20 protein-coding genes and 1 pseudogene are annotated in these 25,054 nt (G+C 66.4%); 13 read left to right on the top strand and 8 right to left on the bottom strand.

The genetic code is table 11. The features are described from left to right. Positions 1 to 226: 226 nt before the first annotated feature. From GobsT_RS14070 to GobsT_RS39630, 8 genes and pseudogenes are all read left to right on the top strand, one after another. A complete protein-coding gene (locus tag GobsT_RS14070; protein WP_010037774.1) occupies positions 227 to 973 on the top strand; it encodes a hypothetical protein in 747 nt (248 codons plus the stop codon). Between the two features lie 127 nt (positions 974 to 1,100). After that, entirely contained in the window at positions 1,101 to 1,526 is a 426-nt protein-coding gene (locus GobsT_RS14075) for a hypothetical protein (RefSeq protein WP_010037776.1), read from the top strand. Between the two features lie 107 nt (positions 1,527 to 1,633). Next, positions 1,634 to 1,966 (top strand): hypothetical protein, encoded by a 333-nt coding sequence (locus GobsT_RS14080; protein WP_010037778.1) that lies wholly within the window; start codon positions 1,634 to 1,636, stop codon positions 1,964 to 1,966. A gap of 115 nt (positions 1,967 to 2,081) precedes the next feature. Next, complete coding sequence (locus GobsT_RS14085) at positions 2,082 to 2,492, top strand: hypothetical protein (protein ID WP_010037782.1); 411 nt, start codon at positions 2,082 to 2,084, stop codon at positions 2,490 to 2,492. Positions 2,493 to 2,563: 71 nt separating this feature from the next. Further along, positions 2,564 to 3,043, top strand: a complete 480-nt coding sequence (locus GobsT_RS14090) for a hypothetical protein (RefSeq protein ID WP_010037784.1) — start codon at positions 2,564 to 2,566, stop codon at positions 3,041 to 3,043. Positions 3,044 to 3,068: 25 nt separating this feature from the next. Continuing rightward, positions 3,069 to 3,500, top strand: coding sequence for a hypothetical protein (locus GobsT_RS14095; RefSeq protein WP_010037786.1), 432 nt, complete (start codon positions 3,069 to 3,071; stop codon positions 3,498 to 3,500). A 119-nt stretch (positions 3,501 to 3,619) separates the two neighbouring features. Continuing rightward, positions 3,620 to 4,030, top strand: coding sequence for a hypothetical protein (locus tag GobsT_RS14100; protein WP_010037788.1), 411 nt, complete (start codon positions 3,620 to 3,622; stop codon positions 4,028 to 4,030). Positions 4,031 to 4,308: 278 nt separating this feature from the next. Continuing rightward, positions 4,309 to 4,639 (top strand): annotated as a pseudogene (locus GobsT_RS39630) (IS66 family transposase); the annotation flags it as partial. 243 nt (positions 4,640 to 4,882) lie between these two features. On the opposite strand, the gene GobsT_RS14105 reads toward GobsT_RS39630, so the two are convergent. Then, positions 4,883 to 7,873 carry a DUF7133 domain-containing protein gene (locus GobsT_RS14105; RefSeq protein WP_010037791.1) on the bottom strand — a complete coding sequence of 997 codons (2,991 nt, stop codon included), beginning with the start codon at positions 7,871 to 7,873 and terminating at the stop codon, positions 4,883 to 4,885. 110 nt (positions 7,874 to 7,983) lie between these two features. Here GobsT_RS14105 and GobsT_RS14110 point away from each other — a divergent pair, with 110 nt between their 5' ends. Continuing rightward, positions 7,984 to 10,257, top strand: coding sequence for a hypothetical protein (locus GobsT_RS14110; protein WP_010037793.1), 2,274 nt, complete (start codon positions 7,984 to 7,986; stop codon positions 10,255 to 10,257). Between the two features lie 69 nt (positions 10,258 to 10,326). On the opposite strand, the gene recJ is transcribed toward GobsT_RS14110, so the two are convergent. Next, on the bottom strand, positions 10,327 to 12,105 hold the full coding sequence (gene recJ / locus GobsT_RS14115) for a single-stranded-DNA-specific exonuclease RecJ (RefSeq protein ID WP_010037795.1): 1,779 nt from the start codon (positions 12,103 to 12,105) through the stop codon (positions 10,327 to 10,329). Between the two features lie 285 nt (positions 12,106 to 12,390). On the opposite strand from recJ, the gene GobsT_RS14120 reads away from it, so the two are divergent. The 4 genes from GobsT_RS14120 (at position 12,391) to GobsT_RS14135 (ending at position 15,338) form a co-directional block, all read left to right on the top strand. Then, positions 12,391 to 12,972: a hypothetical protein gene (locus tag GobsT_RS14120; RefSeq protein ID WP_010037798.1), complete on the top strand. Its 582-nt coding sequence runs from the start codon at positions 12,391 to 12,393 to the stop codon at positions 12,970 to 12,972. 162 nt (positions 12,973 to 13,134) lie between these two features. Then, positions 13,135 to 13,713, top strand: a complete 579-nt coding sequence (locus GobsT_RS14125) for a helix-turn-helix transcriptional regulator (RefSeq protein ID WP_010037799.1) — start codon at positions 13,135 to 13,137, stop codon at positions 13,711 to 13,713. 207 nt (positions 13,714 to 13,920) lie between these two features. Then, positions 13,921 to 14,586 (top strand): hypothetical protein, encoded by a 666-nt coding sequence (locus GobsT_RS14130; protein ID WP_109571099.1) that lies wholly within the window; start codon positions 13,921 to 13,923, stop codon positions 14,584 to 14,586. Further along, positions 14,583 to 15,338, top strand: coding sequence for a hypothetical protein (locus GobsT_RS14135; protein WP_010037806.1), 756 nt, complete (start codon positions 14,583 to 14,585; stop codon positions 15,336 to 15,338). Before GobsT_RS14130 ends, GobsT_RS14135 begins: the two co-directional genes overlap by 4 nt. A gap of 416 nt (positions 15,339 to 15,754) precedes the next feature. On the opposite strand, the gene GobsT_RS14140 is transcribed toward GobsT_RS14135, so the two are convergent. The 6 genes from GobsT_RS14140 to treY form a co-directional block, all read right to left on the bottom strand. Next, positions 15,755 to 16,858, bottom strand: coding sequence for a S1C family serine protease (locus tag GobsT_RS14140; RefSeq protein WP_010037810.1), 1,104 nt, complete (start codon positions 16,856 to 16,858; stop codon positions 15,755 to 15,757). 210 nt (positions 16,859 to 17,068) lie between these two features. Beyond that, positions 17,069 to 17,533 (bottom strand): TraR/DksA family transcriptional regulator, encoded by a 465-nt coding sequence (locus GobsT_RS14145; protein WP_029600791.1) that lies wholly within the window; start codon positions 17,531 to 17,533, stop codon positions 17,069 to 17,071. A gap of 571 nt (positions 17,534 to 18,104) precedes the next feature. Next, positions 18,105 to 19,208: a DHH family phosphoesterase gene (locus GobsT_RS14150; protein ID WP_010037817.1), complete on the bottom strand. Its 1,104-nt coding sequence runs from the start codon at positions 19,206 to 19,208 to the stop codon at positions 18,105 to 18,107. A 352-nt stretch (positions 19,209 to 19,560) separates the two neighbouring features. Further along, positions 19,561 to 20,109 (bottom strand): DUF1697 domain-containing protein, encoded by a 549-nt coding sequence (locus GobsT_RS14155; protein ID WP_010037818.1) that lies wholly within the window; start codon positions 20,107 to 20,109, stop codon positions 19,561 to 19,563. Between the two features lie 110 nt (positions 20,110 to 20,219). Continuing rightward, entirely contained in the window at positions 20,220 to 22,091 is a 1,872-nt protein-coding gene (treZ, locus tag GobsT_RS14160; RefSeq protein WP_010037820.1) for a malto-oligosyltrehalose trehalohydrolase, read from the bottom strand. Positions 22,092 to 22,183: 92 nt separating this feature from the next. Further along, on the bottom strand, positions 22,184 to 25,048 hold the full coding sequence (gene treY / locus GobsT_RS14165; RefSeq protein WP_010037824.1) for a malto-oligosyltrehalose synthase: 2,865 nt from the start codon (positions 25,046 to 25,048) through the stop codon (positions 22,184 to 22,186). Positions 25,049 to 25,054 lie beyond the last annotated feature (6 nt).

The following is a 25,054-nucleotide window of genomic DNA, read 5'->3' on the forward strand; positions in this document are numbered from 1 at the left end:
CCGATTGGCGTAGCTTTGGGCTTATGTAGGCGGCTTGCGTCGCAAGCGTTATAACCTTCGCCTTTCATGGCTTGATGGATGATGTCTGCGATGTCGTAGAAACGCACATCAAGGCAAGCCGAACCCGGCGCTGCACCTGACACCGCCATCGGCATTGTGACCCACCGCTCACCTGGATCCTGGCGGTGCAAGTGAGCTTTATGTTCGGCCACCGAAGGGCGGTTGCTTGTTTCACATCCTGACAGCAACGGACGCCGACCAGCGGTTGGCAGAGCTGGAGCGGTTCATCCAGCACTGGTACGGCCCCCGCCGGCCGGAGTTTGGGGAACCCGACGCGCTCGCTGGCTACCCCGAACTGCCTGGCTCGCTCCGGCGGTTTTACTCGTTCGCTGGCCAATGGCCGTCCCCAAACCCAGACAGCGATGCCGAGTATTTCTACACCGGGGGGAGCGGACACCACCTGCTCCCACTCGCCCAGGCCAGCCCGACCGTGGACGGGCGGCTGCGGTTCTTCATGGAGTACCAGGGGGACTGGTACGGGGTGACGACGCCGGGCGAGCCGGACCCGCCGGTCTGGATCACCGGCCGGTGGGACGAGGAGGGCGCCCCGGAGGGGACCGAGGACGGCCCCGAGCCGCAGGCCAAAACGCGGCAGGTGTCCGCCGCGCTGTCCAGGTTCCTCGTCACCCACTGTCTGATGACGACGGTGTACGAGTGGGACAACTCCCCACATCCGCGGACGAGTTCGCATGCGGTCGATACCGCCCTGGCCGACTGGCTCCGGCGAGAGCGGGCGTCCGCCGAGGTCTTGTGGGCGGCCGAGCCGGGCGGGTGCCCGAACTACGAGGGGTCGTTCCTCCTGCTACACGGGCGGGTTTTGGTCCACGACACGGGCTCGGGGTTCCTCAAGTTCGGGGCGCGGCACCCGGAAGGTATCGAGCTGCTCCGAGGCGTGATCGGTGACGCGGTCTAAAGGCACGCCGAACCCGGCGCTGCACCGGACCGCTGTAAAATACGTACTGTTGGGATCGTCTCGCTCATCGTCGCGGTGCCGGTGAGCTGTTCGTTCGGCGGGGAAGCCCGAGCCAGCGGAGTCGCGGATGGGTGGGAGCGAAGCGGTGACGTACTGGCTCGTCCGCGGCGGTGTGGCGGCGGCCGGGTTGGTTGCCATCCTGGGCACCGTGTCCAGCCATTTCTTCATGCCCGAGCTGTACTACGACCACCTGCCCGAGCCGCCCCCGCTGCGGGCGCAATTGCCGTCGATCGCCGCCGGGTTCGGGGTCGGGACGTTGCTGCTCGTGCCCCACCGGGTTACCATGCGCGGATGGCTGTTCTGGCCCCGACTGGCGGTGTCGGCGGCGGTCGGCCTGTTCCTGGTGGGGGCCGGGCTGTCGGCTATCGCCGCCGGTGCGCGGGGCGGCCGTGACCCGGCCATCTTCCCGGCTGGTGTAGGTTTGCTACTCACCGGGGTGAGCGTGCCCGGCTCCTTGTGGTGGCACAGGCGCCGAACCCGACGCTGCGCCTGACACCGCCCGCTGATTTGTGACGCATCGCTGACGGTATGATGGCGCTGCAGGTGAGCTGTTCGTTCAACCCCAGAGGGGATCGAGTGAGGAAGCGCGGACGAATCGGGGTGACGTTCTTGATCCTGACCGTGGTGCTGGTGGCCGGATTGGCCGTCGCGGGTCGCCAGCCCGAGCCTCCACCGCTCCTCACGCTCGATGATGCCGTCGGGTTCGAAGTCGCGGGTGGGTGGCGGGTGGTGCAGTCACCGGACCTGCCCGGTCCGTATCGGCGGGGCGGGTTGCCGCACCAGGCAGCCAAGGGCCAAGGTGGCGGCGCGCGGTGGCGCAACCGAATGGGAGAGGCGAGCCATCAGTTCGTGCCGCAGCAGGGTGCCGAACAACTCGCCGTTCCTTTGGAGACAGTTGACGGGCGGCTCACCGTCGCGGTTCTCGCCCGCTAGCGCAGACGCCGAACCCGGCGGGGCACCTGACGCCGCCGGCTAATTTGGAACGCGCCGCTCATCCGGTGGTGGCAGCACAGGTGAGCTGTAAGTTCGGCCCCAGAGGCGGTCGTCAATGTCCTACGACTTGGTTTTCTGGCGGCAGACGGTCGCGCGTACCGCCTCGCCGGTCGATACGTACCGCTGCCTCTGCCGCAGCGAGTCGGTGGATGACATCGGCGAACTCACCGCGGCGGAGATCCACGCCGCGTTCGCGGCCGAGTTTCCGGACTTAATCGCCGAGCCAAACGAGTTGCTCGGCCCGATGTTCTCGGTGATGCTCTACGCCCGCCCGGTCCGAGCGGTGTTCGCGATCTGCTCGCGGAAGGTGCTGGAGCGGCCAGAGGTCGTCGAGCGGATCATCCGGGTTGGCCGGGACAGCCTGGGGTGTTGTTACTTCAACCCGCAGTCGGGCGAGTTCTCGGTACCACTCGAGGCCACACTTGGTCGGCTGAGCCCAGACGCCGAACCCGACACCGACGGCTGATTCGGTCGCTTCGCTCATCCGGTGATGGCGGTGCAGCTCAGCTTATCGTTTGGCCACAGAGGGCGCCTCAAATGGCGGAAGCACCGCCGGAACTGCGAGCGGAGTTCGACTCGCTGTTCGTCGCGCCGTTCGCGACGCGCCGCTGGGCATCAGCGCGAGGCCGGTCACACTGGGTCGAGTTGGAGGGCTGGCAGGACGCGATGGCCGGCCCGCTGTCGGCCATCGCGGAGGCTGGGAGTTGCGAGTACGTCTATTTCCGTGACGACTGGTACTTTGCAACCGTCAACGACCCGGCGACCCTGCGGGCACGGCTGCTCGAATGGCACGCGGGACTAGCGGCCGGCGTCGAACGGTTCGCACCGGCCACACCCGAAGAGGCCGCCGATCAGGAATTCATGCGGGCGGTGGTCGGCCGGATGCGGGAACTGGTCCAGCGGGCGTGTGCGCTGGAGGAAGTCCGCTGTCACGCCAAACCCGGCGCCGCACCTGAGACCACTGGCTGCTTTGTGACGCGCCGCTCATCCGATGATGGCGGCGCAGGTGAGCTGTAGGTTAGGTAACCCGAGGGCTTCGGCGGTGGACGAGTTGCCGGACCACCTGCGGCGGTACCCGACCTGCGCCGGGCGTGACGCTCTGGCGGCCCGACTCGGCCTGACCATGGACCCGTTCTCGCAGGATTGGGAGTGGGAGGTCGCCGACCCGGCTCGCTTCGACGGTTGGCTGGCTGTATACCGCGACGAGCCGCTGTCCGACGATGAGCGCTTCTCGCTGGCGGAGATGCTGATCCAGTGCGTCGATGACATGGTGCCGAGTTATGGTCCGCCGGCAGAGGTGGAGGAGTTGGCCCAGTGGCAGGCGGTCGCCGCGCTGCTCCGCGCGCGGCCGCGGCTGCACGCCAGCCGTATCGCGTACTGGTCGGTGTTCGGGCACGACGAGCCGGAGGAGCAGTTCCGGGTGTCTGTCCCGATGCGGCGGGTATGGGCGGCGGTGCAGCCGGCGCTGGGGTAGCAAAGGCATACCGAACCGGTACTGCACCGGGCACAGCAATGTGATCTGGGGCGCACCGCTCGTCCGATGATGGCGGTGCAGGCGAGCTTTGATTGTTCGGCAGCGGAAGTGAGGCCGGCGTGGAAGCGTTTGAGGTGCGGCTCAACGGGGACCGAATCTGCCTCGCAGGCGTCGCCGACGGCGTTCTAACCGTCAACGTCCACATTGTCGGTGGGCCCGAGCGTGGGCGCCGCTTCCACCTCAGTGTCGGCGGGATCGACAGCGCTTCGGACGAGCACCTGAGCTGGCCCGTCCCGGGTATCGGAGTCGGGGCGGAGGTTCTGGTTCGAGTGATCGACACGGACGCCGTCGATCCGCCGGAGCAGCGGGGCCGAGTCGAGCAGCGCACACAACTGGAGCAGTTCCGCGAGTGCCTGCGTCTCTTCAGCGAGCGGATGAGCAACGACGAGCGGCGGCAACTCCTCCGCGAACTGGTCGCCGAGCTTGAGCGCCCAGACGCCGAACCTGGCGCTGCACCGGACCGCGGTTGAATACGCACTTTGGTGACCGTGTCGCGATGTGCGAAGCCGCTGAACTGGTTGTTCGGCGGCAGAGTGCTTCCGGTGGTGGCAAGGTTCGATGGGTGAAGGTCTGCACGCGCTGGCCTCGACCTACCGCAGTTTGGTCGAAAGGGACTTCCCGACCGCGGGCGTGCATCCCGACACGGTGACGCGAGGGCTGTGGCTGCAGATCCGCGCCGGGGAGGTAGCCAAGGCGAAAGCACTTTTGAGGCACTACGTTCAGCTCGCACCATGGTGCGCTGCACACGGTTGCCGAACAGACTCTGATGTGCACCCGCGGGCGCCCGACCCACGTGGACGAGACGGGTTGGAAGCAAGGAGCCAAGTGTGCGTGGCGGTGACCACGTCGGCGGTGGCGTTACTGATCCGCAAGATGAGGGGCCGAACCGCCTTCGATGAGCTGCGGGGTGGGCCGATGGCGGATCACGCGGCCAACCGGTACCCGAGGTATGCGCATCTGCCCGAGTACACACGCCAGTTGTGCGGGGCGACCAGTGGCGCGACTTTCAAGCGATGATCGACCGAGCCCACGGGCGCTCGGGGATTGGGGCCGATCTGCTGGAGTGTTCTGACATCCTGCGTCGAGGACGAGGCAGCGGGCGGGGCGCGGGTCGTGCGCCGAGTTCGCCTTTCGGTCCGCGAACCCGCCGTTTAGGGACTCCGGGAGCTTTCCCGGCGTCACGTCTGTCGGGTACGCCCCGGTGCGAAGTTCCCACGAAGCCGCCCGCGCTTCGGAGATGAGGGGTACGAGAGCGAATGCGCGCGAGCAGGTGGCGCGAGGCAACCCTCAAGGTGGAGGCACGTGACACGAGTGCCCGGAAATCACTTCAGTGTGCCCAGGTAGGCCAGTAGGTCGGCGATTTCGGTGTCCGCGAGTTTGTCCAGTAACCCGGCGGGCATGAGCGACAACTCGACCGGCTTCTTCGAGGCGATGTCGGCGCCGGCGATGCGGGCGGTGGTGTCGGCCCCGGTTTGCAGAATGATGCCGTCGGTCGCCTCATACACCGGCACGCCGATGAAGCTCTTTTCGTCGGTGGTGGTGATGCGAACAGCCCGGTAACGCGGCGGGATGTCCTTGCTGGGTTGAAGGATCGCGGTGAGAAGGTCGTCGCGACCGAACCGCTTGGTGACCCCGATCAGCGACGGCCCGACCGCGCCGCCGCCGTCGTGGCACGCCGCACAGGTCGCTTTGGTGAACGCCGTCCGCCCGCGCGCGGCGTCGCCCGTGGTCCAATCGACTCTCGCGAGGCGCTTGCCCCACGCGGCTGCGTCGAACCCGTCGCCCGCGTCGAGTGCCTTTGCTTCATCGGGGTACGTTTTCACGAACCAGGCCGTCCACGCCTTTTCGTCCGGTCCGAACTTCTGCTTGCTGTACTTCTGGAGTAGCGTCACGAGCGTGTCCCGGGTGCGGAGATCGGTCTTCGGGTCCGGGAACCGCCGCAGCGCTCGCACCGCGGCGGCGGCAACGAGTGAGGGTTCTGCGTCGAGCGACTTGGCCAATGCGCTTGCTGACCCGCGGACGATTTCTGCGTCAAGGGATTTGAGACCGACGAGGAATTTGGGGACGTCGCACGGGTCCGGCTGGCGTGTGGCCACCCGTAACACGGCTTCCTCGAATCCGCCGCGGTCCCACAGGTTTTCGAGCGTCGCACCCGCTTCAACGCGGGGCAGTTCGGCGAGTAGCGCGACCGCGCGCGGCGTCCATGCGTACTTGGGGTTGTCCTTCGCACGCTCCAGAAACTTCAGTGCGGCGGTCTTCGGTGGGAGTTTCAACGGTCCCACCAGGGCCGCGTGTTCCGGCTGTCCGAAGTCTTTGTGTTCGAGGACCGCTCGCGGCAGGTCGGGGTATTGTGTTTCCAGTTGCCGCAGCAACTCGTCGAACCGGAGCGGCCAGTGGCGGTCCAACGTGACGCCCTGCGCTGTGATTTTTCTCTGGAGCCGCAGCAGAATAGTGGCGATTTCGTCGGCGGTGGCCCAGACGGCACGCGAGTCCGCACGGGCGAGCGCGACGAGGTAATGGAAGTCGTCCGCTTGGGGAGTGCTGTCGGATATCTCGGGCGCCGCGCCGCGGAGCGAGCGCCGGTCGAGGGGACCGAGTGCGGTGAGCACGCGGGTCAGTTCGAGTAGCACGACGCGGGGCAGGGCGGGTTCGCGGAGCGCCTGCTTGACGATCGCGACGCCCAACAGCGCGGCACGCTCCTTCGGGACCGGCTCGCGGAACGTGTACCCTTCCCACACCGTTCCGGTCGCGTCCTTCGCGGTCAGGTCTCCGTGTGTCAGGTGAACGATTCGCAGCGCCGCGAGCAGGTCTGCGGGCTCGGCCCGCGGGTTGTTGAGAACCCCGGACGCGACCTTCAGCGCCCAGTTCTGGTCGCGTGGTGCGACCACGAGCGCGACCGCGAGTTGCGCCGGGGTTGGCGGCTTTCCGTCCGGAACGTCGCCAACGGGTACCGTCAGCGCGACCGCTGCTCGCGCCGCCGCAGCGCGGATCAGCGGATCGCGCGAGGCGAGGTTCGGTTTTACCGCGTCGATCAGTTCTTCGCCCCAGGCAAGTTTGTCACGGTGGCGCAGGAGCAACTCCAGGGCCTCGCGCCGGCGTCGCAGTTCGTCCGGCGATGGGGCGGGCCGGCGCGGGGACGGCTCGGCGTCGCGCAGCCAGAGGTCGGCGCGGTCTTTGGTGTACTCGATCGCGCGCCGAGCGATCGGAAGCGGCTTCGGCTCCGGCTCCGCTCCGCCTCGATCGAAGGTGATCCGGTACACGCCGCCGCGGGTGCCGCGCCCGCCGATGCTGACGAACAGTTCGCCGGTCTTGGGATGAATTGCGAGCGCGGTTGGCGCGAACCCACTCGTGCCCGTCGCTTCTGCAAACACCTCCGGTTTCCCTTCATACGTCGAACCGGCCGCAGTGAGCGGAACGAAGTGGATGCGGCCAAAAGTCCAGTCGGCGAGGAAGAACCCGCCGCGGTACTTTTCCGGGAACTGTGTGTGTCGGTAACACGCGACCCCGGTTGGTGATCCACGGCCGAGATCGGCGATCGGCTTCACGACGTCAGGGAAGTGGGGCGGTTTGCGCCACGTTTGCGAGAGTTGCGGGGAACGCCAGCCGTAGTTCCCGCCGGGGACGATGTGCAGGAACCGGCATCCTTCGTACCACGGCAGCCCCGAGCACCGCTCGTTGTCGGAGTCGAAGGTGAACGGCTCGCCGTCGGGGTTGAAATCGAACGAGTACGGGTTGCGGAACCCGTCCGCAACGATTTCCACGGTCTTGAAGTCGGGGGAGAGACGCAGCACCGCGCCGGCGATCGGTTCGCCGATCGGGGAGCGGACGTCTGTGGCGGTGCCTTTCTTGACGCCGGCGTTGTTCCCACACAGCAGGTAGAGCCAGCCATCGGGGCTGCGGCGCAGCGCGTGCGCGTCGTGCTCGCCGCCGGTTTTCAGTGCCAGTAGTAACTCGGGGGCTGGAAGCTTGTCTTTTCCGTTGTACCCGCGGTAGCGCTTCAAGCCGCCGTCCGAGACGACGAAAAGTGAGTCCCCCTCCGCGAGGAGCCCCATTGGGCCTTCCTTGAGCCCGTCGATGAGATCGACGGCGCGGTCCGCAACACCGTCGTTATCGGAATCCACCAGCGCGCGAACGTACCCGCGGGAGGCAATCAGCACGCGGCCCGCGTCGTCGACGGTCATCGTGTAGGTGTCGGGCGCGAGCGGGTTGTCGGCGTACAGCTTCGCGCTGAAGCCCGGCGGGAGTCGCAAGTCGTTTACGGGGGCCGGTGGCGCGGCGGCGTTGGCCGCGAGGAAGAGCAGGGCCGGAACCATCGGTTCACCTCCGGGAGCGGCAACCAGCTTACCGTTCTTTCCGAAATGTTGCACGACGCAACCGCCCGCTTGCCACTAATACTGGTGACCCCGTTCGCCCGGGAGAAGCTATGCCGCGCCTCACGCTCCGCACCCTGTTGGCGTACCTCGACGACACGCTCGCGCCCGTGGAAGCTAAAAGCCTCGGCCGCAAGGTCGCCGGCAGCGACGAGGCCCGCGAACTAATTGACCGCATCAAGCGGGTTACCCGGCGGCGCGGGTTGAGTACGCCGGTCCCGACCGACGCTGACGACGAGACCGCCGACCCGAACACGGTGGCCGAGTACCTCGACAACACGCTCGACTCGGCGACCGTTAAGCAAGTCGAAGAGACTTGCCTGGGGTCCGACGTTCACCTCGCAGAGGTCGCGGCCGTCCACCAGATTCTGACGCTGGTCCTGACCGAGCCGGTGCGTGTGCCGCCGCGCGCCAACCGGCGCATGTACGGACTCGTTCCGCCGCCCGCGTCGCGCCCGAAGCGACGACCGAACAAGAAGTTGCTCCCGGTGAGCGGCACTCGACCCCCCGAACCGGACCGCTCCGAGGCCGACGACGCCGACGCGGCCCTGCTCTTGGGGTTGAAGCGCTACGCCGCGTCCGACACCTGGGCCGGGCGTCTCGCACTGGTGGGCATCGGAGGGGGGCTCGCGCTGATACTCGTATGTGCCGTCTACATGTCGCTGCCGCACCGCGGGCCGAGGCCGCCCGAAACCACACCCGGCAACTCGTTCGCGCAGCTCAACACCGCCCCGCCCGCCACCGGACCAGAGGAGGGCGTTCCGAAGCCGAAAGAGGTCGAGCCCAAGCCGAAAGAGGTCGAGCCGAAGCCGGCCACGAAAACGACGGACGAAGAACCGGTTGTTCCCACGCCGAAGGCGCTCGACCCGACCGAGCTATCGGCGGCCTTGGGGGCCGCGGTGGCGGGGGAGGTGGTAGCCGCTGCGGCCGCCGCGGGACCCAACCTCTCCGACCCGATCGCTCCCCCCGACGACAAGGTCGCCGAAATCGGTCGCGTCGAAACGAGCCGGGTGCTGGTGGTTGCACAAGACCCCGGGGCCGCCGGGCAGTGGCTTCGGTTGAAGACCAAACCCGAGGACGACGCCCCCATACTTGCGAACGTCCCGGTCATGGCACTGCCGGGATACAAGGCGCACCTGCTGATCGGACAGCGTGACAAGCAGGTCCAGGTGCTGTTGTGGGGGAACGTGCCGGAACAGGTGCCGTACCGCGTGTTCGAGTCCCGGGTGAAGTTCCACCAACCGCCCACCGGGTTCGACGCCGACCTCACGCTCCTCGGCGGGCGCATCTACCTCAAGAGCAAAGCGATCGGTGCGGACAAGAAGCCCACTAGCGCAAAGGTGCGCGTGCGGGTTGCGCGCGAGGTGTGGGACATTACCATTCCGAACGCGCAGGCCGACGTCCTTGTGGAACTGGTCTCGTGGTTCGAGCCCGGGACGATGTACGCGCGCAAGGACGGAGCCGCACCGCGCCAGGAGGCGCGAGTCGCGGTGGTCGCCGGAACTGCATCGCTGACCGCGCCGCGACGGTTCAAGACGGTGCCGAAGCTCGAACGCAAAACTCAGGTCGACTGGAACTCGGGTTCCGGTTCGCTGTCTGATCCCAAGCCGATCCCCAACGATCTGGAAGCGGACCCCAACCCGCCCCTCGACGGTGAGATCCTCAAAATCATTACTCGCACCCTGTCGGATGCGGCCAACAAGGTGGCTGACAAGAATGTGGTACGTCAGGTCGTCGAGGGCCGCCTCGAACCACCCCCGGGAACCCCGGACCGCGACCTCGTTGCGCGGCTGGCGGTTTACACTCAGGCCGCGCTTGCGGACTGCACTCCGACCGGCGGCGAGCACCTGAAGCCGCTCGTGGACCTGCTGCGGTCCGAACTCCCGTGGCTGGCGCGGCAGTCGGTGGTGACGGCGCTGACCGCGTGGGTGGCGCGCGATCCGGGGAACACGGCGATCCTGCGGTCGGTTCTGGTGAGTAAGGGGTTGGGTGAGGAGACCGAGAACGAAGACGCCGCGGACCGGTTGCTGCGGCTGCTCCGCGGGTTCGTGTCGCCGACCAAGCCCGACCCGGACCGGCTCGACGATTTGGTCAAGTATTTGGGCGACAAGGAGATCCCCGTCCGCGAGGCGGCGCTGTGGAACGTCCTCGCCGTGGAACTGGAGACGTGGGTGCCGCTCCCGCTGGAGCGCGGGAACGTCAACATCGGCGCCGTCGGCGCGGCGGTGAACAGCGAGGAGTACAAAAAGTTCCTGGCGAGTTGGCGAACGAAAATTGATGCGCTCAAGAAGCGTCCGGCACCGGTTCCCTTGCCACGCCCAAAGTAACCGACAGGCTGATACGCGCCTCCGCAGTCGAATGTGATCGCGGAGGTGAGAGCAGGTGCTGACCATACTTCACACCAGTTTGGCCGTTTTCCCGGGCTTCAGGTCGATCACCTGAAGCTCCAGCTTGCGCGAGCCCTTCCACTCGTTGATTTTCGGCGTGAACGCGAGGCAGCAATCCCCGCCCGCGCTCATGAGTTCTTCCATTCGGTCGGCCATCCCCCAGGCCACGCAGCGGATTGTTGTGTCGCCCTGGCGCACCCGGAAGTCCATGTGCCGCTGGATTTCGCCCGTACCGATCAATCGCGCGGCTTCCACTTTGAGTCCCGCCGCCAGGAACTTCGGTCTCGGGTTGCCCGCGCCGTAGGGTTCGAGCTTGTCCAGATCGTTGATCAGGCCGAACGTGAGCGCGGAGAGCGGTACCTCGGCATCAAGGGTCAACGTTTGGGCCGGAGCACCGCCTGGGTAGTGGCTCCGAACGTACGCATTGAACCGATCGCGGAGGGCCGGAATGCGGTCGGGCCGGACTTTCAATCCGGCGGCGGCGGCGTGGCCCCCGTGTCCCTCCAGGATGTCGTCGCATGCGACCAGCGCCGTATGCAGCGCGAAGCCCGTCACACTTCGCCCGGAACCGGTGGAGACCGCTTCATTGGGCTGCATCGCGATGACCAGTGCGGGCTTGCCGAAGTAATCGACCAGACGGCTCGCGACGATTCCGACGACGCCCGGGTGCCATTCGGGTGAGCCGACCACGATCGCCGGGTCGTCGGCGAACTGTTCCTCCACCAGTTCTTTTGCGGCCTGGGTGTATTTGCGCTCGCGGGCCTGCCGGTCGCCGTTTTGGGCTTCGAGCTGCTCGGCGAGCTGTCGCGCCTTAGTGGGCGACTGAGTGGTGAGCAACTCGACCGCGAAACTGGCGCAGCCGAGCCGCCCGGCCGCGTTCAACCGCGGCGCGAGCTTGAACCCCACGTCTTCCGCCGTGAGCACCTGATCGGGCTTCACACCGCTGGCGTCGAGGAGCGCTTTCAGCCCGACGGAGGGGTTCGCTTTGATCCGCTCCAACCCGTGCCGCACGAACACGCGGTTCTCGTCGCGCAGCGGGACCACGTCGGCGACAAGGCCGAGTGCTGCCAGTCCCACCGAATCGAGTAGCACCTCGCGCAGGTCCGCCGACACTTTTTCTGAGCCGCTCGCGCGCTGCGCAACCGCCCACGCCAGTTTGAACGCCACACCGGCGCCGGACAGATCACCGAACGGGTACGGTTCCGCAGCACGCAGTCGCGGGTGAACCAGAACGTCGGCCACCGGCAGCAGCGGCCCGTCGAGGCCCATCTTCATTTCGTGGTGGTCGGTGACGATCAGCTCGAGCCCGAGATCGCGGGCGGTCTGCGCTTCCGCGATACTTGCGATCCCGCAGTCCACGCTGATAACGAGTTGAACCCCGTTGCGGTACAGCTCGTGTAGCCGCTCGGAGTTTAGCCCGTACCCTTCGGACAGGCGCAACGGGACGTGGAACTGAACGTCGGCGCCGAGCTTGCCGAGCACGCGCAAGAGGATGGATGTGCCGGTGACGCCGTCCACGTCGTAATCACCGTACACGCAGATCCGGCGCCGGGCGGTGACCGCCCGAACGACTCGCTCCGCGGCCTCTTTGACGCCGGGCAGAGCGAGGGGCGGGTGCAGCGCGCCAAGGGGAGAATCCAGGAACCGGCGGGCGGCTGCCGCGTCCCGGACGCCACGGTTGAGGAGCAACTGCGCGACCACGGACGACACCCGTGCGGAGCCGGCAAGTCGGTTGGTCGCACTGGAGTCGGCCGGGAGCAGGTGCCACTGTTTTTCCGCACGCGCCACGTTCCTGTTCCTCGACTGCATCAAGGGGCCGATCCTTATTTAGAACGTGTGTTCAGTGACGTGACAAGGCCAACCCGCTCTCGCGATACCCCGGCACGTCCGGCGCGCGCGGCGCATGCGCCCCGTCCGGGGCGTTCGGCGTTACGTGCGCCACCGGGCCACGGGGGAAGAATTCGAGTCCTTTTGCGCTCCGGCGGTTCACGAACCGGTTGCGGGGACGACGATGCGTGTAGTGACCGAGTGGCTGCCACCTGTAGACTTCCAACACGTCGGAGGATAGTTATCGTGAACGCCGCGTTCCTGCTCATGTCCACGGCCGCTCTGGCCGGTGCCGACGTGGCCCCGCCGCCCGCGGCGCCCGCTCCGGCCGTAATCAGCTCCGGCGCCGGGTGCAGCAACTGCGCGGTTCCGGTCGCGCCGTGCAACGACTGCGGCAAGACCAAGGTCGGGCTGCTCGACAAACTCAAGGCCCGGCTCGGCGGGATCGGTAAGAAGTCGCACGACTGTGGGTGCGCCCCGGCCCCGGTCGCGCCGTGCAACGACTGCGTGACCACCACGGTTTCCGCTCGCCCGAACCTCCTCGACAAACTGAAGTCGCGGATGGGGCACAAGAAGGCGTCGGCGTGCTGCGGCCCGGTGTGCGATCCGTGCGCGGTAGCTCCGCTGTCCGTGGTCCCGCCGACCCCGACGCCGGGCACGACCCCGCCGAGCACCACTCCGCCGAAGGAGATGCCCAAGCCGCAAGAGGCTCCCAAAACCCAACCCAAGCCGAAGACCACCAAGGACGAGGCTGCGGTTCCGCTACCGCTTCCGGCCGCTCCGGTGACCGGGGCCAGCGGTCTGGCCGGCGTTGGTAACCCCTACTAACGGGCTCCCGACCGCGTTGCGATCAACTCGCGCCCCCGGGCGGTCCTTTGGACCGGCCCGGGGGCGGTGTTTTTTGAGTGTGTTTCCAACTCTGCTCTTCCACCGGCCCGGTGCCGGATTAGTATTGGCTGTAGACTGGACACGCCAACGGGATTAGCACGGATGAACGCGGCATCTCCGGGGCTCGGGGCCGAACTCGCTAACAAAATCGCCCGTCTCGTCGAGGAGCGGGGCTGGAACCAAGAAGACTTCGCCCGCATCTCGGGTCTGAATCGTCATACGGTTAGGCAGATATTGCAGGGCGGACCGAAACGCCAACTCCGTAACACGACCGTGAGCCAGTGTGCAGACGCGTTGGGGTTGACCGTCAGTGAGTTGCGCACGCTTCCGCTTGAACGCCTCCTGCCGCGGATGCACGGGAAACCGGCGGACGACGATGAGTCACTCAAGCTGCTAGACGAGCGTGCCCAGTTGCCCGACCTGGTCGGGTGGCTGGAGCGCAACCGCAACCGCGCGGCCGAACTGCGACCTGACGAGGTGCTGGAACTGCTCGACATGCAGGCCCCCAGTGGCCCACTGGTCAAACTGGGGGTCGAGACGTGCGTCGACCTCATTGAGCGGCGCCGCCACCTCGTATGCAAGGTAAAGGAAATCGCGGGGACGGAATATTTCGAGTTTCTGGAACAGTTCGTTAAACTGATCCACGATAAGGTGAAGCCGACCCCGAGTAAACGCGTCTGAGCCGTCGCTTGCTGCGATCGGCCAAAAAACTCAACCGCTTCACGGCGACGCGGTTCGTCTGAATCACGGTGCGCGTTGTGCCGCGCGTGCGCTCTTCGTGTTGCCGTAGAAGGTGCTGCGAATCGCGACGCCGCACCGCGAGAATTCAACACAAGGGGCCGCCCGCCGTTCGCACTCGGGACGGGTTACCGTTTCGGAGTTTCGTCCATGTCCGCTGCCCCAAGCCTTCCGCGCCCGTTCAACCCGCCGCCGCGCCTCAGGGACACGCGCCTCCCCCCGCCCGGGGAGGTTCCGGCGGTGCTGACCCGAGGCGAACCGGAAACGCACGCGTACTTCTCCGAAATCGAACGGCTCTGGTCGTCGGACCGTGCCCAACTCGAGACCGACCTGCGCGCGCACGGCGAATCACTGGAAAGCACACACTGGCAACGGTTGAATCAGGTCAAGTATCCGCCGCACTGGCACACGTGTGTTCTGGTCGAGTGCTACGGTACGTTGCAGGGGATGATGGCGGTCGAGAACCTGTTGCGGCCCGCGCGCCTGACCCCTGCGGCGTGGGTGCTGTACGTCGATTACATTGAACTGGCGCCATGGAACTACTGCGTGCCGCAGAACCGTGCTTTACCGCTCGTCCGCGACGCACGCTTTAAAGGTGTGGGGGTAACGCTGCTGGGCGAGGCCGTCCGGATGAGTGTCGGTACGACGGCCGGTGGGCGGGTGGGGTTGCACGCGCTTCCTCAGGCCGACGAGTTTTACGCGCGGTGCGGTATGACCCGCGTCGGACCCGATCCGCTCTATCACGACCTAGTTTATTGGGAGTACGCGGACGGCGCGGCCGCGGCGTGCTTAACCGCCTTGGGACTTTCCGCATGACCCCGCACCAGAAACCCGGACCGGACGTTTGGGACTACACCGGCCTCGTGGCCGTCGGGCGCGCGACGAACCGTCCGCTCACCCCTCCAACCGAAGAGGAAGTTCGGCGACTCGAACAAGCGTGGAACGACCCGGCCCGGTACAGACGGCGGGACGTTGTGTGGGCGGGCGGCGCGGCGGCGCGCGCCGACGCTCGCGCGGACGCGGGGCTCACGCTGGTTCCATCGCGGCAAGATATCGCGGCGCTGCCCCGCTGGGCGCGGGTTGCGTTCGCGGCTCGTTGCGCGCGGCGTGTGCTGCCGGTGATCAAGAAACTGTGGACCGACTCGCCGAAGCCGCTCCTCCCGTCGCTCGACAAAGCGGTCCGTGTCGCCGAAACTGCGGCCGCTGATCGCAACGTGGGTGGCGGGTCGGTCGCTACCACCCATGTCGCCCGTGCCGACGGCGCGGCCGATGCTGTGGCCGCTGTGTGCGCAGCGGACTCCGCTCGGGCCGCGGCTTACGCCGCTGATGCGGCCCACGCGGACGTGGTGCGCGGCGCCGTTACCGCGGCCGTCACCTGCTTGCTTCGTGCGAGTACCGTCGGCAACGTGGGGCACCTCGCCGCCCCGGCGCGTGACTTCGATGCCCTCGCGCGGCGCGCAAAAAGCGAACGCTGGACCCACGACACGCCTGTGCCCCCGTCCACATTCGGGCCGATGTGGGACGGCACCCCGCCGGAGTGGTGGACCGACGATCTGTTCCGCTCCTAGCCGCAGGCCGACACCGTCGGCCTACTCTGTGTTTGTTGCCCGCCCGGCATTGGCTGCGCGTCTGCGGTTGCGTTTCCCCGAAGAATTTTGCTCTGGTGCTTGCATCGCGCGCCGGCCGTGAGTAGAACACGTTTGATTTTTACAGCCCAGCGGCCTACCACACGGTGTTGAGCTTGCACCCGGGCCGCTGTCACCGAACCTGCCCTGTTGGGCAAACCGAGGAACCGATGCCAGAGTTCATGACGAGTTGGGGCTTCATGGGCGGGATGGTCGTCGCCCTGTTGGTGCTCATCGGCCTGATGCTGTTCCTCCGCAACAACAAGAAGGATGAAGATTGAGCCCGGTCCGCACCGGTCAAAAACAAGCGGGCCGCCACGAACGGCGGCCCGACCCGATGCACTCCTTTTTGCCGATCATCACGGCCGGTTCGACCGGCTGGTCTGACCCGCGAACTGTCCGACCGTCACTTCCAGAGCGACCGCCTTTCTGTCGCGCCACACACTTAGCCGCACTTTCTGGCCCGGCGGTAGTGCCGACACCAAATTGATCAGGTGGTTCTCGTCCCGCAGCGTGACATCTTCGATTTGAAGGATCACGTCGCCGACGCGCAACCCCGCGGCCGCGGCCGGGGTGTTCGGGTGAACGATTTCGACCAGCGCGCCGCTGACGCGGCTGAGGCCCAGGCGCAGGGCTTCGGCGGGTTCCAGCGCGCTCGCCAACTGCACACCCAGATACCCCCGCGTGACCGTACCCTTCTCGATCAACTGCCCCGCGATCCGCTTGACGAGGTTCGCCGGGATGCTGAACGACACCCCGCTGCTGCTGCCGCTCTTCGATGCTATGGCCGTGTTAATCCCGACCACTTTACCGTCGAGATCGACCAGCGGGCCGCCGCTCGAACCGGGGTTGATCGCGGCGTCGGTTTGGAGGAACTCTTTGATGCGTATGGTCGAACCGAGCGAGATCTGGCCGCGGTCGGTCGCGGAGATGATTCCGTGGGTCACGGTCTGATTCAGGCCGAACGGGCTACCGAACGCGAGCACCCATTGCCCCCGCTTGACGCGCGAACTGTCGGCGAGCGTCGCCGCCGGCAGGGAGTCGTCTTCGATGTTAAGGAACGACAAGTCGGACTCGGGGTCCGCCCAGATGCGCGCCGGCTGAACGATGCGCCCGTCGGACAGCGTGACGTACACCTTCGACGGGGCCGCGGCGCCGACGACGTGGTAGTTGCTCACCACGACCACACCCGCTGCGCCCGGGAACTTCACGATCACACCGGAGCCGGATTCTTCAACCGGGTCGCTCTTCGTTGAGCCGGGCGCAGCCGGCTTGACCGCGTCCACCGCGACCACCGACGAACTAAAGTGCTTAATGATGTTCTGGAACCGGTCGTGTGGTGCGACGGCAGCATCACCGGGTTGGGCCGAGGCGCGTTCACCACGCACGAGAGACTCGGCCGCAGCCCCGCCCAAGAACGCGAACGCAGCGCACACCGTCGCGAAGAGCACCTTGTTCCGCATAGGTTCGTCGCCTTGAACAGAAGTTGACCGGTTGTACGAGAACTGTCCGTCACCCGCAGTGCAACCGCTTCCACTCTACTCTTCGGCGGAGTCCGTTCGCGCCGGGCGACCGGGCCGGAGCAAATAATTTCTCCGAACGGAGCGGCACAAAACGAATAGAGCCCGCGGGCCTTTTTACCCGCGGGCTCTTTACAGTCGGCGCATCCGGTTTTATTTGCTCAAATCGCTTTCCAGGTCCGAGATCCGAACTTCGCGTTCGCCCATCGGGTCCCCGTCGGTGATCCGATCCCAGCCGTTCGCACCGTAATCCGCGGACCACCCGCCGTCTCGCTCCATCTCACGCTGGCAGTCCACGCAGAACGTGCTGAATGGCAGGGCGTTCAGGCGGGCAACAGGGATCTTGATCGAGCACACCTCGCACTTGCCGTAAGTCCCCGCTTTGAGCCGGCGGAGCGCACGCTCGATCTGCGCCAGCTCTTTTGCCTCAAGTTCTGCCAATGTGGACGAAATTTCCTCACCACTCGCGTCAAACGCCGCATCCGCCGCGTCGCCCGAAGCGGATGAATGCTTGACGTGGGCCAGTTCTTCGAGTTCAAGGCCGAGCCGCTTACGGAGTTCCGTGCGGCGTGTGATCAGACTCTTATGAAGTCGCAGTAATGCGTCTTGGCGAGCCATGGTGTTGTACCTCCCGGGGGTTCAACATGCTTACGGTCGTAACTATTGGATCCTGTGCGTTTTAGATCAGGCTCACCGGGCATAAGATTCGCGCAGTTTCAATTAGCTCTGCGTCAGGTCTATTTCCCGGTCGGATAGTGAAGTATAGGCGCCGACCAAGTGTACCTTTCACCGAACAGGATCAGATTCTGAAGGGTCGGTGCAAAAAGCAATGCACGATGCGTGCCATACCGGAGTCTTGACGCCGATTCCGTGCCAGTATAATCGTCGGCAACCGCAAATAGTTTCAGTATTTCAGACGAATATGCCCAAGTTTCGTTGGTGTCGTGCGCGTTGTGCCAATGGTAATGTGTGAATTAGGGCGTAGGCGAAAAGTCAACTGTTGGCGATAGTTGTCTGTATGGCCAGAGACGCGACCAAGTAGTTCGGTTGCGAAATGTCCAGAAATGCAGCATGCCGGGTGCAAAATTGCACGACCAGGAGGATTGAAATTCCCGCTCGAGTCAACAACGCAGTGGCGAAACGGATCTGACCGCTCGCCATCCCGCGTATTATCTTGATCTGAAAGACTTTACGACTGAAGGTTTTGGAGCATTTCACGAAGCGGAACCAGTCGCTGCCCGCGCACGTCTTCGATCTTAAGCGCCTTGAGGAACCGACGCCGTAACTCGCTTTGGAGGTCCTCAATGGCGCTCGGCGCGGTGCTGGAAAGCGGAATGCTACCGCCTGCGCGGCGGTCGTGTCCGCCGGCACGACCCAACTTACCGACCACCTGGCGGAGGATCTCGCCCGCTCTCGCATTCTCAATGGCCGAGCGTACCGAGAGTATGAGTGAGTCCTCGTACACCCCGCCGCAAAATGCGTAATCCACGCGCTCGAACCGGATCATGAAGTCCACGACTTCTGCGGCCTGTTCGGGTTGCGGGAGCGGGTTGACCCAACTCATCATGAGCCGGTCGTAAATGAAGGAGCTTTGCATCGCCTGGAGCGTGCATTCAAAGTACGAGTGTGGGAGCCGGGCGTTGCGGATCCGCGCAATGATGTCCTTGTCGGCGATGGGGTACAACGCGATCAGTGCCGCGTCGTCGGACGAACTGGCCTCTCGCGGGAAGCCGGTCACTTCCGTTTCGATCCCGTAGAGGAGAGCGGTGGCGACCTTTTCCGGGATCGGGGCGCCTTGCTCCAACAGGTACTTGGTAACGAGCGTGCAGGTGGCCCCGTGTGCGGACCGGATGTCTGTGAACGTCACGCCTTCGAGGTCACCGGGGGTGTCGTGGTGGTCCAGGACGGCGTACAACTTCACCGAGTCGGGGAACGTGTGGCGCCCGGTGCGGGGTTGGCTGTCGACCATGACAACCGCGTCGTTCGGCCCCCAGTTCATCTTTTCAACGGGCACCAGATCGAGGCGGAGCACGTCCACCATCGCGCGGTTTTCGGCACGGCTGATCAGCCCGTCGCGGGTAATGAGGGTGGGCTTTCCGAGTCGCGTTTCGACGAGGTGGGCGAGCCCCAACATGCTGCCGAGACTGTCGGGGTCCGGCTGAACGTGTGAGACGAAGATAACGCGGTCGAAAGACGAGAGACCGAGGAGAAACCGGTCCGAGCGTCGCAAACCGGTGGACGACGTTTTCAGGTTCGGGCTGCTACTGTCCGGGTCGGCGCTACGGCGCGCCATGGGTGTGGTCCTCTGATACAAGCGGACACGCACGCTCCGTGTGCAGCGCGTTCGCCGGGGAGGGCGGTGGGCCGTTCCGAATGCCCCGTACCGTTCTACCTTACGACCGGGGCGTTGCCAAGCACGGATCAGGCCAGCGGATGCGAGAGCCGCCTGGGACATTCTACAGAACAAATGGCCGCGCGAAGAACGTGGGTGCCGCGGGATTCTCGATGAGAGAAGTATGAGTGGCTGTCACGCGAGCGCCGCATGGGAATGGCCGTTACCGGGGACCTGTCCCGGATCGACAAATGTGTGATTAGCCGCGGGCCTGGTCGGACGCGGGCCCGGAACGTTTCTTCGGAGCCTGCCCTCAGCCGCCGGCCGCTTTCTTCGCCAACTCTCGGAGCTTGAGGACGGTGTTCCAGTTGCGGGCGGTGTTCGGTACGCCGATGCCCTTGTCGAACTTCTCACCCAACTTCGATGTGCCCAGACCGAACGGGGTGTGCAGGTACACGACGCCCCCGACGAGTTCGATCGCTTCACCTTCGACCGCGTGCGTTCGTAGCGCTTCGAGCGATTCCGCTTTCGGCACCTCACCCAGGACCACGGCGTGGACGTGCTTCCCTTCTTTGAAGTCGGGGAACGGGTTGTTCGCGATTAGCGCTTCCCACTCTTCCAGGGTCGGGGCGTAGATCGCTTTCGTGAAGCCGAACTTCTCCTCGCAGAGTTTTGCTGCGGTGGCAATCACTTGCTTCCGAGCGAGGTGGCTGCGGAGGACGGCGTTGCCGCTGTTGATGTACGTGGCAACGTTCTCGAACCCCGCTCCCGTCAGAGCCGCGCGCAGCGGGGCGACGGGAAGTTGTGTGGCGCCTCCGACACCTCGGAACAAGATGATGTACGCAGTTTTCGGTTTCGGCATGGGGCCGATTTTACGGGACTGGTAGGGGCTTCGACCCAGGGCTCCGCAAATTCACACACGACCGCCTGGGCGATCGTGGCTCGTCAAGAAAAGCGGCCACGGTTGCGCATTTAGGTCGGGCGGGTGAGCGGGCGTGCGGCAAGAACCACGGCGGCTTCGCCCGGGATCTGCCAGTTGTCGTCGGTGTCGAGCGGGGCGGTTCCTTGGCCGCCGTATTTCGGTGCCTCGCTCGACCAGATCGGGTGCCAGTGCGCGTCCACGTCCGGGGGGGCCAGGAGCGGTTCCGGGGCCGGGTCCAGGTGCAGGTCGCGCCCCAGGTTCACGACCAGCAGCCGGTCGCCGCCCGCGGGGACGAAGAAGCGGAGCACGAACGCCGACGCGCTCAGGACGGCGCCGTCAACGACCGCCGAGCGGAACGCGGGGTCGGTTTTCCGGAGCTTGAGCAGGTCGGCGTGGAGCGCGAGCCACTCCGGGCGGGAGTCGCGCTCCGCCGGATCGAGCTTCGACCGTTCGAACGTCTTCGGGTCCGCCGGGTCCGGGATCAGGCTCATGCCGTCCGGCCCGGCCTGGCTGCGGAAGCGGCGCATCGCCTCGCGGCGCCCGTTGAACACCAGCGCCGCGAGTTCGGGGTGGTGGTCGGCGAAGTACAGGAACGGGCGCGTGCTGGCGTACTCCTGCCCCTGGAACAGCATCGGGGTCGACGGGATGAGGAGCAGGTACGCGGTCAGCGCGCGGAACCGGGCCGGGCTGGTCAACTGGTTCACGCGGTGCCCGCGCCCGGAGTTCGCCACCTGGTCGTGGTTCTCCAGGAACGCCACGAACCGGTGGCGTGGGATGTCGAACGCCGGGCGGCCGCGGCGCCGGTTGTGCCAGCGGTACTGCTGCCCCTGGTACAGGAACCCGTATTTCGCGGCGCTCACGAGTTCTTGCGGCGTGCCGCTGTAGTCCATGAAGTATCCTTCGTTCTTACCGCTGAGAGCGACCCGCGCGGCGTGGTGCAGGTCGTCGTTCCAGATGGCGTCGAGCCCGCACCCGCCGTTCTCCGGGGGCCGCACTAGGTTCGCGTCCTGCGGCTCGTTCTCGCCCATAACGTAGATGGTGCGCCGGCCCGCCGCGGCCCGCGCCCGGCGGGCGATCTCGGTGAGGATGTGAGTCGGCGAGTCGTCGTAAATGGCCTGGGTCGCGTCGAGCCGCAGCCCGTCGATGTGGAACTCCTCGACCCAGTACGCGGCGTTCGCGATGAAGAACTCGCGCACCGGCCCGGAGTCGGGGCCATCGAAGTTGAACGGCTCGCCCCACTCGGTTTTGTGAACCGTGCTGAGGAACTGCGGGGCGAACTCGCGGATGTAGTTCCCGTCCGGGCCGAAGTGGTTGTACACCACGTCGAGGATCACCCCCAGCCCGAGGGCGTGGGCGGCGTCGACGAACCGCCGGAAGTCGTCCGGGGCGCCGTACAGCCGGGTGGGGGCGAACAAGCAGGTGCCGTCGTAGCCCCAGCCGAAGTGCCCCGGGAAGTCCGCGACCGGCATCACCTCCACGGCGGTGACGCCGAGTTCCGCGAGCTGCGGGAGCCGCGCCGCTGCCGCCGCGAACGTGCCCTCGGGGGTGAACGTGCCGATGTGCATTTCGTAGAGCACCTGGCCTTCGTCGGTGATGCCGGGCCAGCCCGCGTCGGTCCATTCGAAGCGCGTGTGGTCGACGACCTGTGACGGGCCGTGCGGGCCGCTGGGCTGGAACCGCGACGCCGGGTCGGGGAACAGCGACGACCCGCCGTCCAACTGGAGCCGGTAACGCGCGCCGTCGCCGATCCCCGCGGCGAACCCGGAGAAGTACCCGTCGGGCTCGCGCGTGAGTTCGATCGGGGGGCCGGCTTCCGGCACAACTTCGACCCGCGAGCGGATCGGCGCCCAGACGCGGAAGTGGGTGCCGTCGGTTGTGAGCTCGGCCCCGACCGGGAACCGGCGAACGTAATCGGACGCCATTGCTCTCCTCAAGCTCTGTGGACCAGTGCGTTCGCCCGTGCTCGCGGGGCTGGCCCGCGTCACGGGTGTGTCGCATCACATGGGGGCCGGAATCAGGTTCCTGTATCGCAGATGAGCAGCGCTACCGGGAACCCCTTGAGCACTTCAGACAGCGGAAGCTGTGCGTCGCGAGAGCTAATTAACTCACCGGTGAGCAGGTTCTTCCATGCCGCGTCGGCCCACTCCGACGGGAGCGTTAGCGCGGTGCCCCCCCAGCCGTCACGGAGGGACGCCGGGAGCCGCGTCGTCACCACCAGGGCCGCGCCGGTGCCGCTGGTGCGCAAGAACGCGAACGCGTTGGCGCCGCGCTCGCCGGTCGCCTCAACGGGCACGTAATCGCCGTGGGCGAACAGCTCCTGCTGGTCGCGGCGACACCGGAGCGCGGTGGCGGTGACGAACAGCTTCGCGCGCGGGTCGGCGAGGTTGCGCGCTAGGTCCGCCGCGGCGGTGCCCTGTGTGTCGAGTTCGTGCAGCCAGCTCGCGCGGGCGGTGTAATCGACCGGCCGGCGGTTGTCGGGATCGACGAGCGAGAGGTCCCAGCTCTCGGTCCCCTGGTAGGTGTCGGGCACGCCCGGCGCGGTACAGCGGATCAGGGTCTGGGCCAGGGAGTTGATCCGCCCGAGTCCCGCGACGCGGTCCGCGAACTCGTCCAGCTCCAGGAGGAACGTGTCCGATTGCTGCGGGTCGAGTGTGCGGTCGATGAACGCCGCGACCGCGGCCTCGTACTCCGCGTTCGGGTTGATCCAGCTCGTGTGGACTTTAGCCTCGGCGAGGGCCTTCTTCATGTAGTCGCGGATGCGCTGCCGGAACTCGTCCGACACGCCCGCGCGGCCGGGCCAGGCGCCGACGAGCGTCTGGTACAGGAGGTACTCCTCGTTCGCGTCCGGTGCGAGCCGGTCGTCCACTTCGGTCTTGTGAGCGCGGTTGTACCCGGACCAGCGCGACACGTGCTGCGTCCACTCCGCCGTCAGTTCCGAGAGGACGTTGAGGCGCGCGCGCACGTCCTCGCCGCGCTTGGTGTCGTGGGTGGAGAGCGGCGACAACCCGCCGGGGGCCGCGGCCCGCGCGTGCAGGAACGCGTGGACCTGCTCGGGCTTCCACCCGAACTTGCCGGGCTCGCCGCCCACCTCGTTGAGCGACACCAGCCGGTTGAACACGTAGAACGCGGTGTCCTCAACGCCTTTGGCGGCCACCGGCGAGGTGACCTGCTGAAACTTCCCGGCGAACCGGCGCTGCAGCGCGTGGTACTCCTCCGAAGCCGGTCCGCTCGGCGAATCCTTCAGCAGAACGGTGTCGCGGATAAAGTCGAACACGGCCTTCCCGAGCACCGGGTTGCGCCGGTACGCCCAGCGCGTGGCCTTGCCCACCACCGCTTTGTCCGTGTCGCCGACTGAGCCGTTCACGTAAGAGCGGTACACCGGGAAACACGCGACCACCTCGCGGAGCGCCTTTCGGATGCCGTTGAGGGTGAAGTCGCGGCTCCGGCGGTCGAGCCGGGCGATGCGGTCCAGTTGATGGGCCAGCGCGTTCAACTCGCTCGCGAGCGCGCCCTGTGTCGCCTGCCGCTTCGACCGGTACACCACCTCCGGCCACGGGTCGTCGAGGCCGGTGAACTGCTGATAGAAGTTGGTGAGCGCCCCTTCGCTCGCGGGATCGACGAACAGCCCGTTGAGCGCGTGAATGAACTCGTACCCCGTGGTCCCCGCGCACTCCCAGGCGGCGGGCAGCTCCTCACCGTCGCCCAGGATTTTCTCCACGACGACGTAGAGCCCACCGGCCCCGTTGTGGCCCGTGCCGTCGTCGGTCGGCCCGGGCGGCGTGCGTCCCACGCTCGTCTGAAGGCGCGCGAGGTACTCTTTCGGATCGAACAGCCCGTCCGGGTGGTCGATGCGCAGCCCGTCGGCAATGCCCTCACGGAGCCACCGGAACCAGGTGGAGTGGACGGCGGCGAACACCTCCCGGCGCTCGGTGCTGAGGGCTGCCAGGTCGTTCACATCGAAGAACCGGCGGTAGTTGATTTCGTCCGAAGCGACCCGCCAGAAGCACGGCCGGTACGCCTGGGCCTCAAGCAACTCGTCCAGCGCCGCGAAGCTGGTCGGATCGCCCGGCGTGCCCGCCAGTTTCGTCAGCGTGCCGGCAACGGCCGCCGCCGCTTCCGGGAACCGTTCGGCGAGTTCGCTTAAGCGGCGGCGGATCGCGATCACCTCCAGCCGGCCTTCCGCTTGTCGGGCCTCGTCGGGATCGGTTCGCGGGGGGAGCCCCTGAACGGCGTGTAGGATGCTGGCGAGTTCGATCGCGGACGGGTGCTCAGCGCCGTGCCGCTCGCGCACGTCCCGGGACGCCGGGGCGAGCACCTGTCCGTAGGTGCGTGGGTCGAGGGGGAGCCGGTTGTCGTGAACGCGAACATGGAACCCGCCCTCTTCGAACACCGGCTGGAACTCGCCCGACTCCAGCACCGCACCATACTGGTCGCCGAGGACCGGCAGGAGCAGACGGCCGGCCATTTGCGGGCGGGGCGAGTCGTGCCACGCGATGTCGAAGGCCGCCGCAAAGGACGACGCAGGGCCGTGTTCGAGCACGTCCGCCCACCACGCGTTCCCGGTCCCCACGCTCATGTGGTTGGGCACGGCGTCGAGGAGCAGCCCCATGCCGCGGTCGCGCAGCGCGCGGGAAAGTTCTGCGAGGTCGGCTTCCGATCCGATTTCGGGGTTCAGCGCTGAATGGTCGAGGACATCGTACCCGTGCGTACTACCCGGTCGGGCCTTCAGGATCGGTGACGCATACAGATGCGTGACGCCGAGGGCGTGTAAATACGGCACGATCGCCAAGACGTCGCGGAGGGTGAAGCCGGCATGAAACTGGACGCGGTACGTCGCGCCTGGGGCGCGAACCGCGTTACTCCTGGGCTGGTCCGTCATTCGGGT

Origin of the sequence: Gemmata obscuriglobus (genome assembly GCF_008065095.1) — a bacterium.
Lineage (GTDB): Bacteria > Planctomycetota > Planctomycetia > Gemmatales > Gemmataceae > Gemmata > Gemmata obscuriglobus.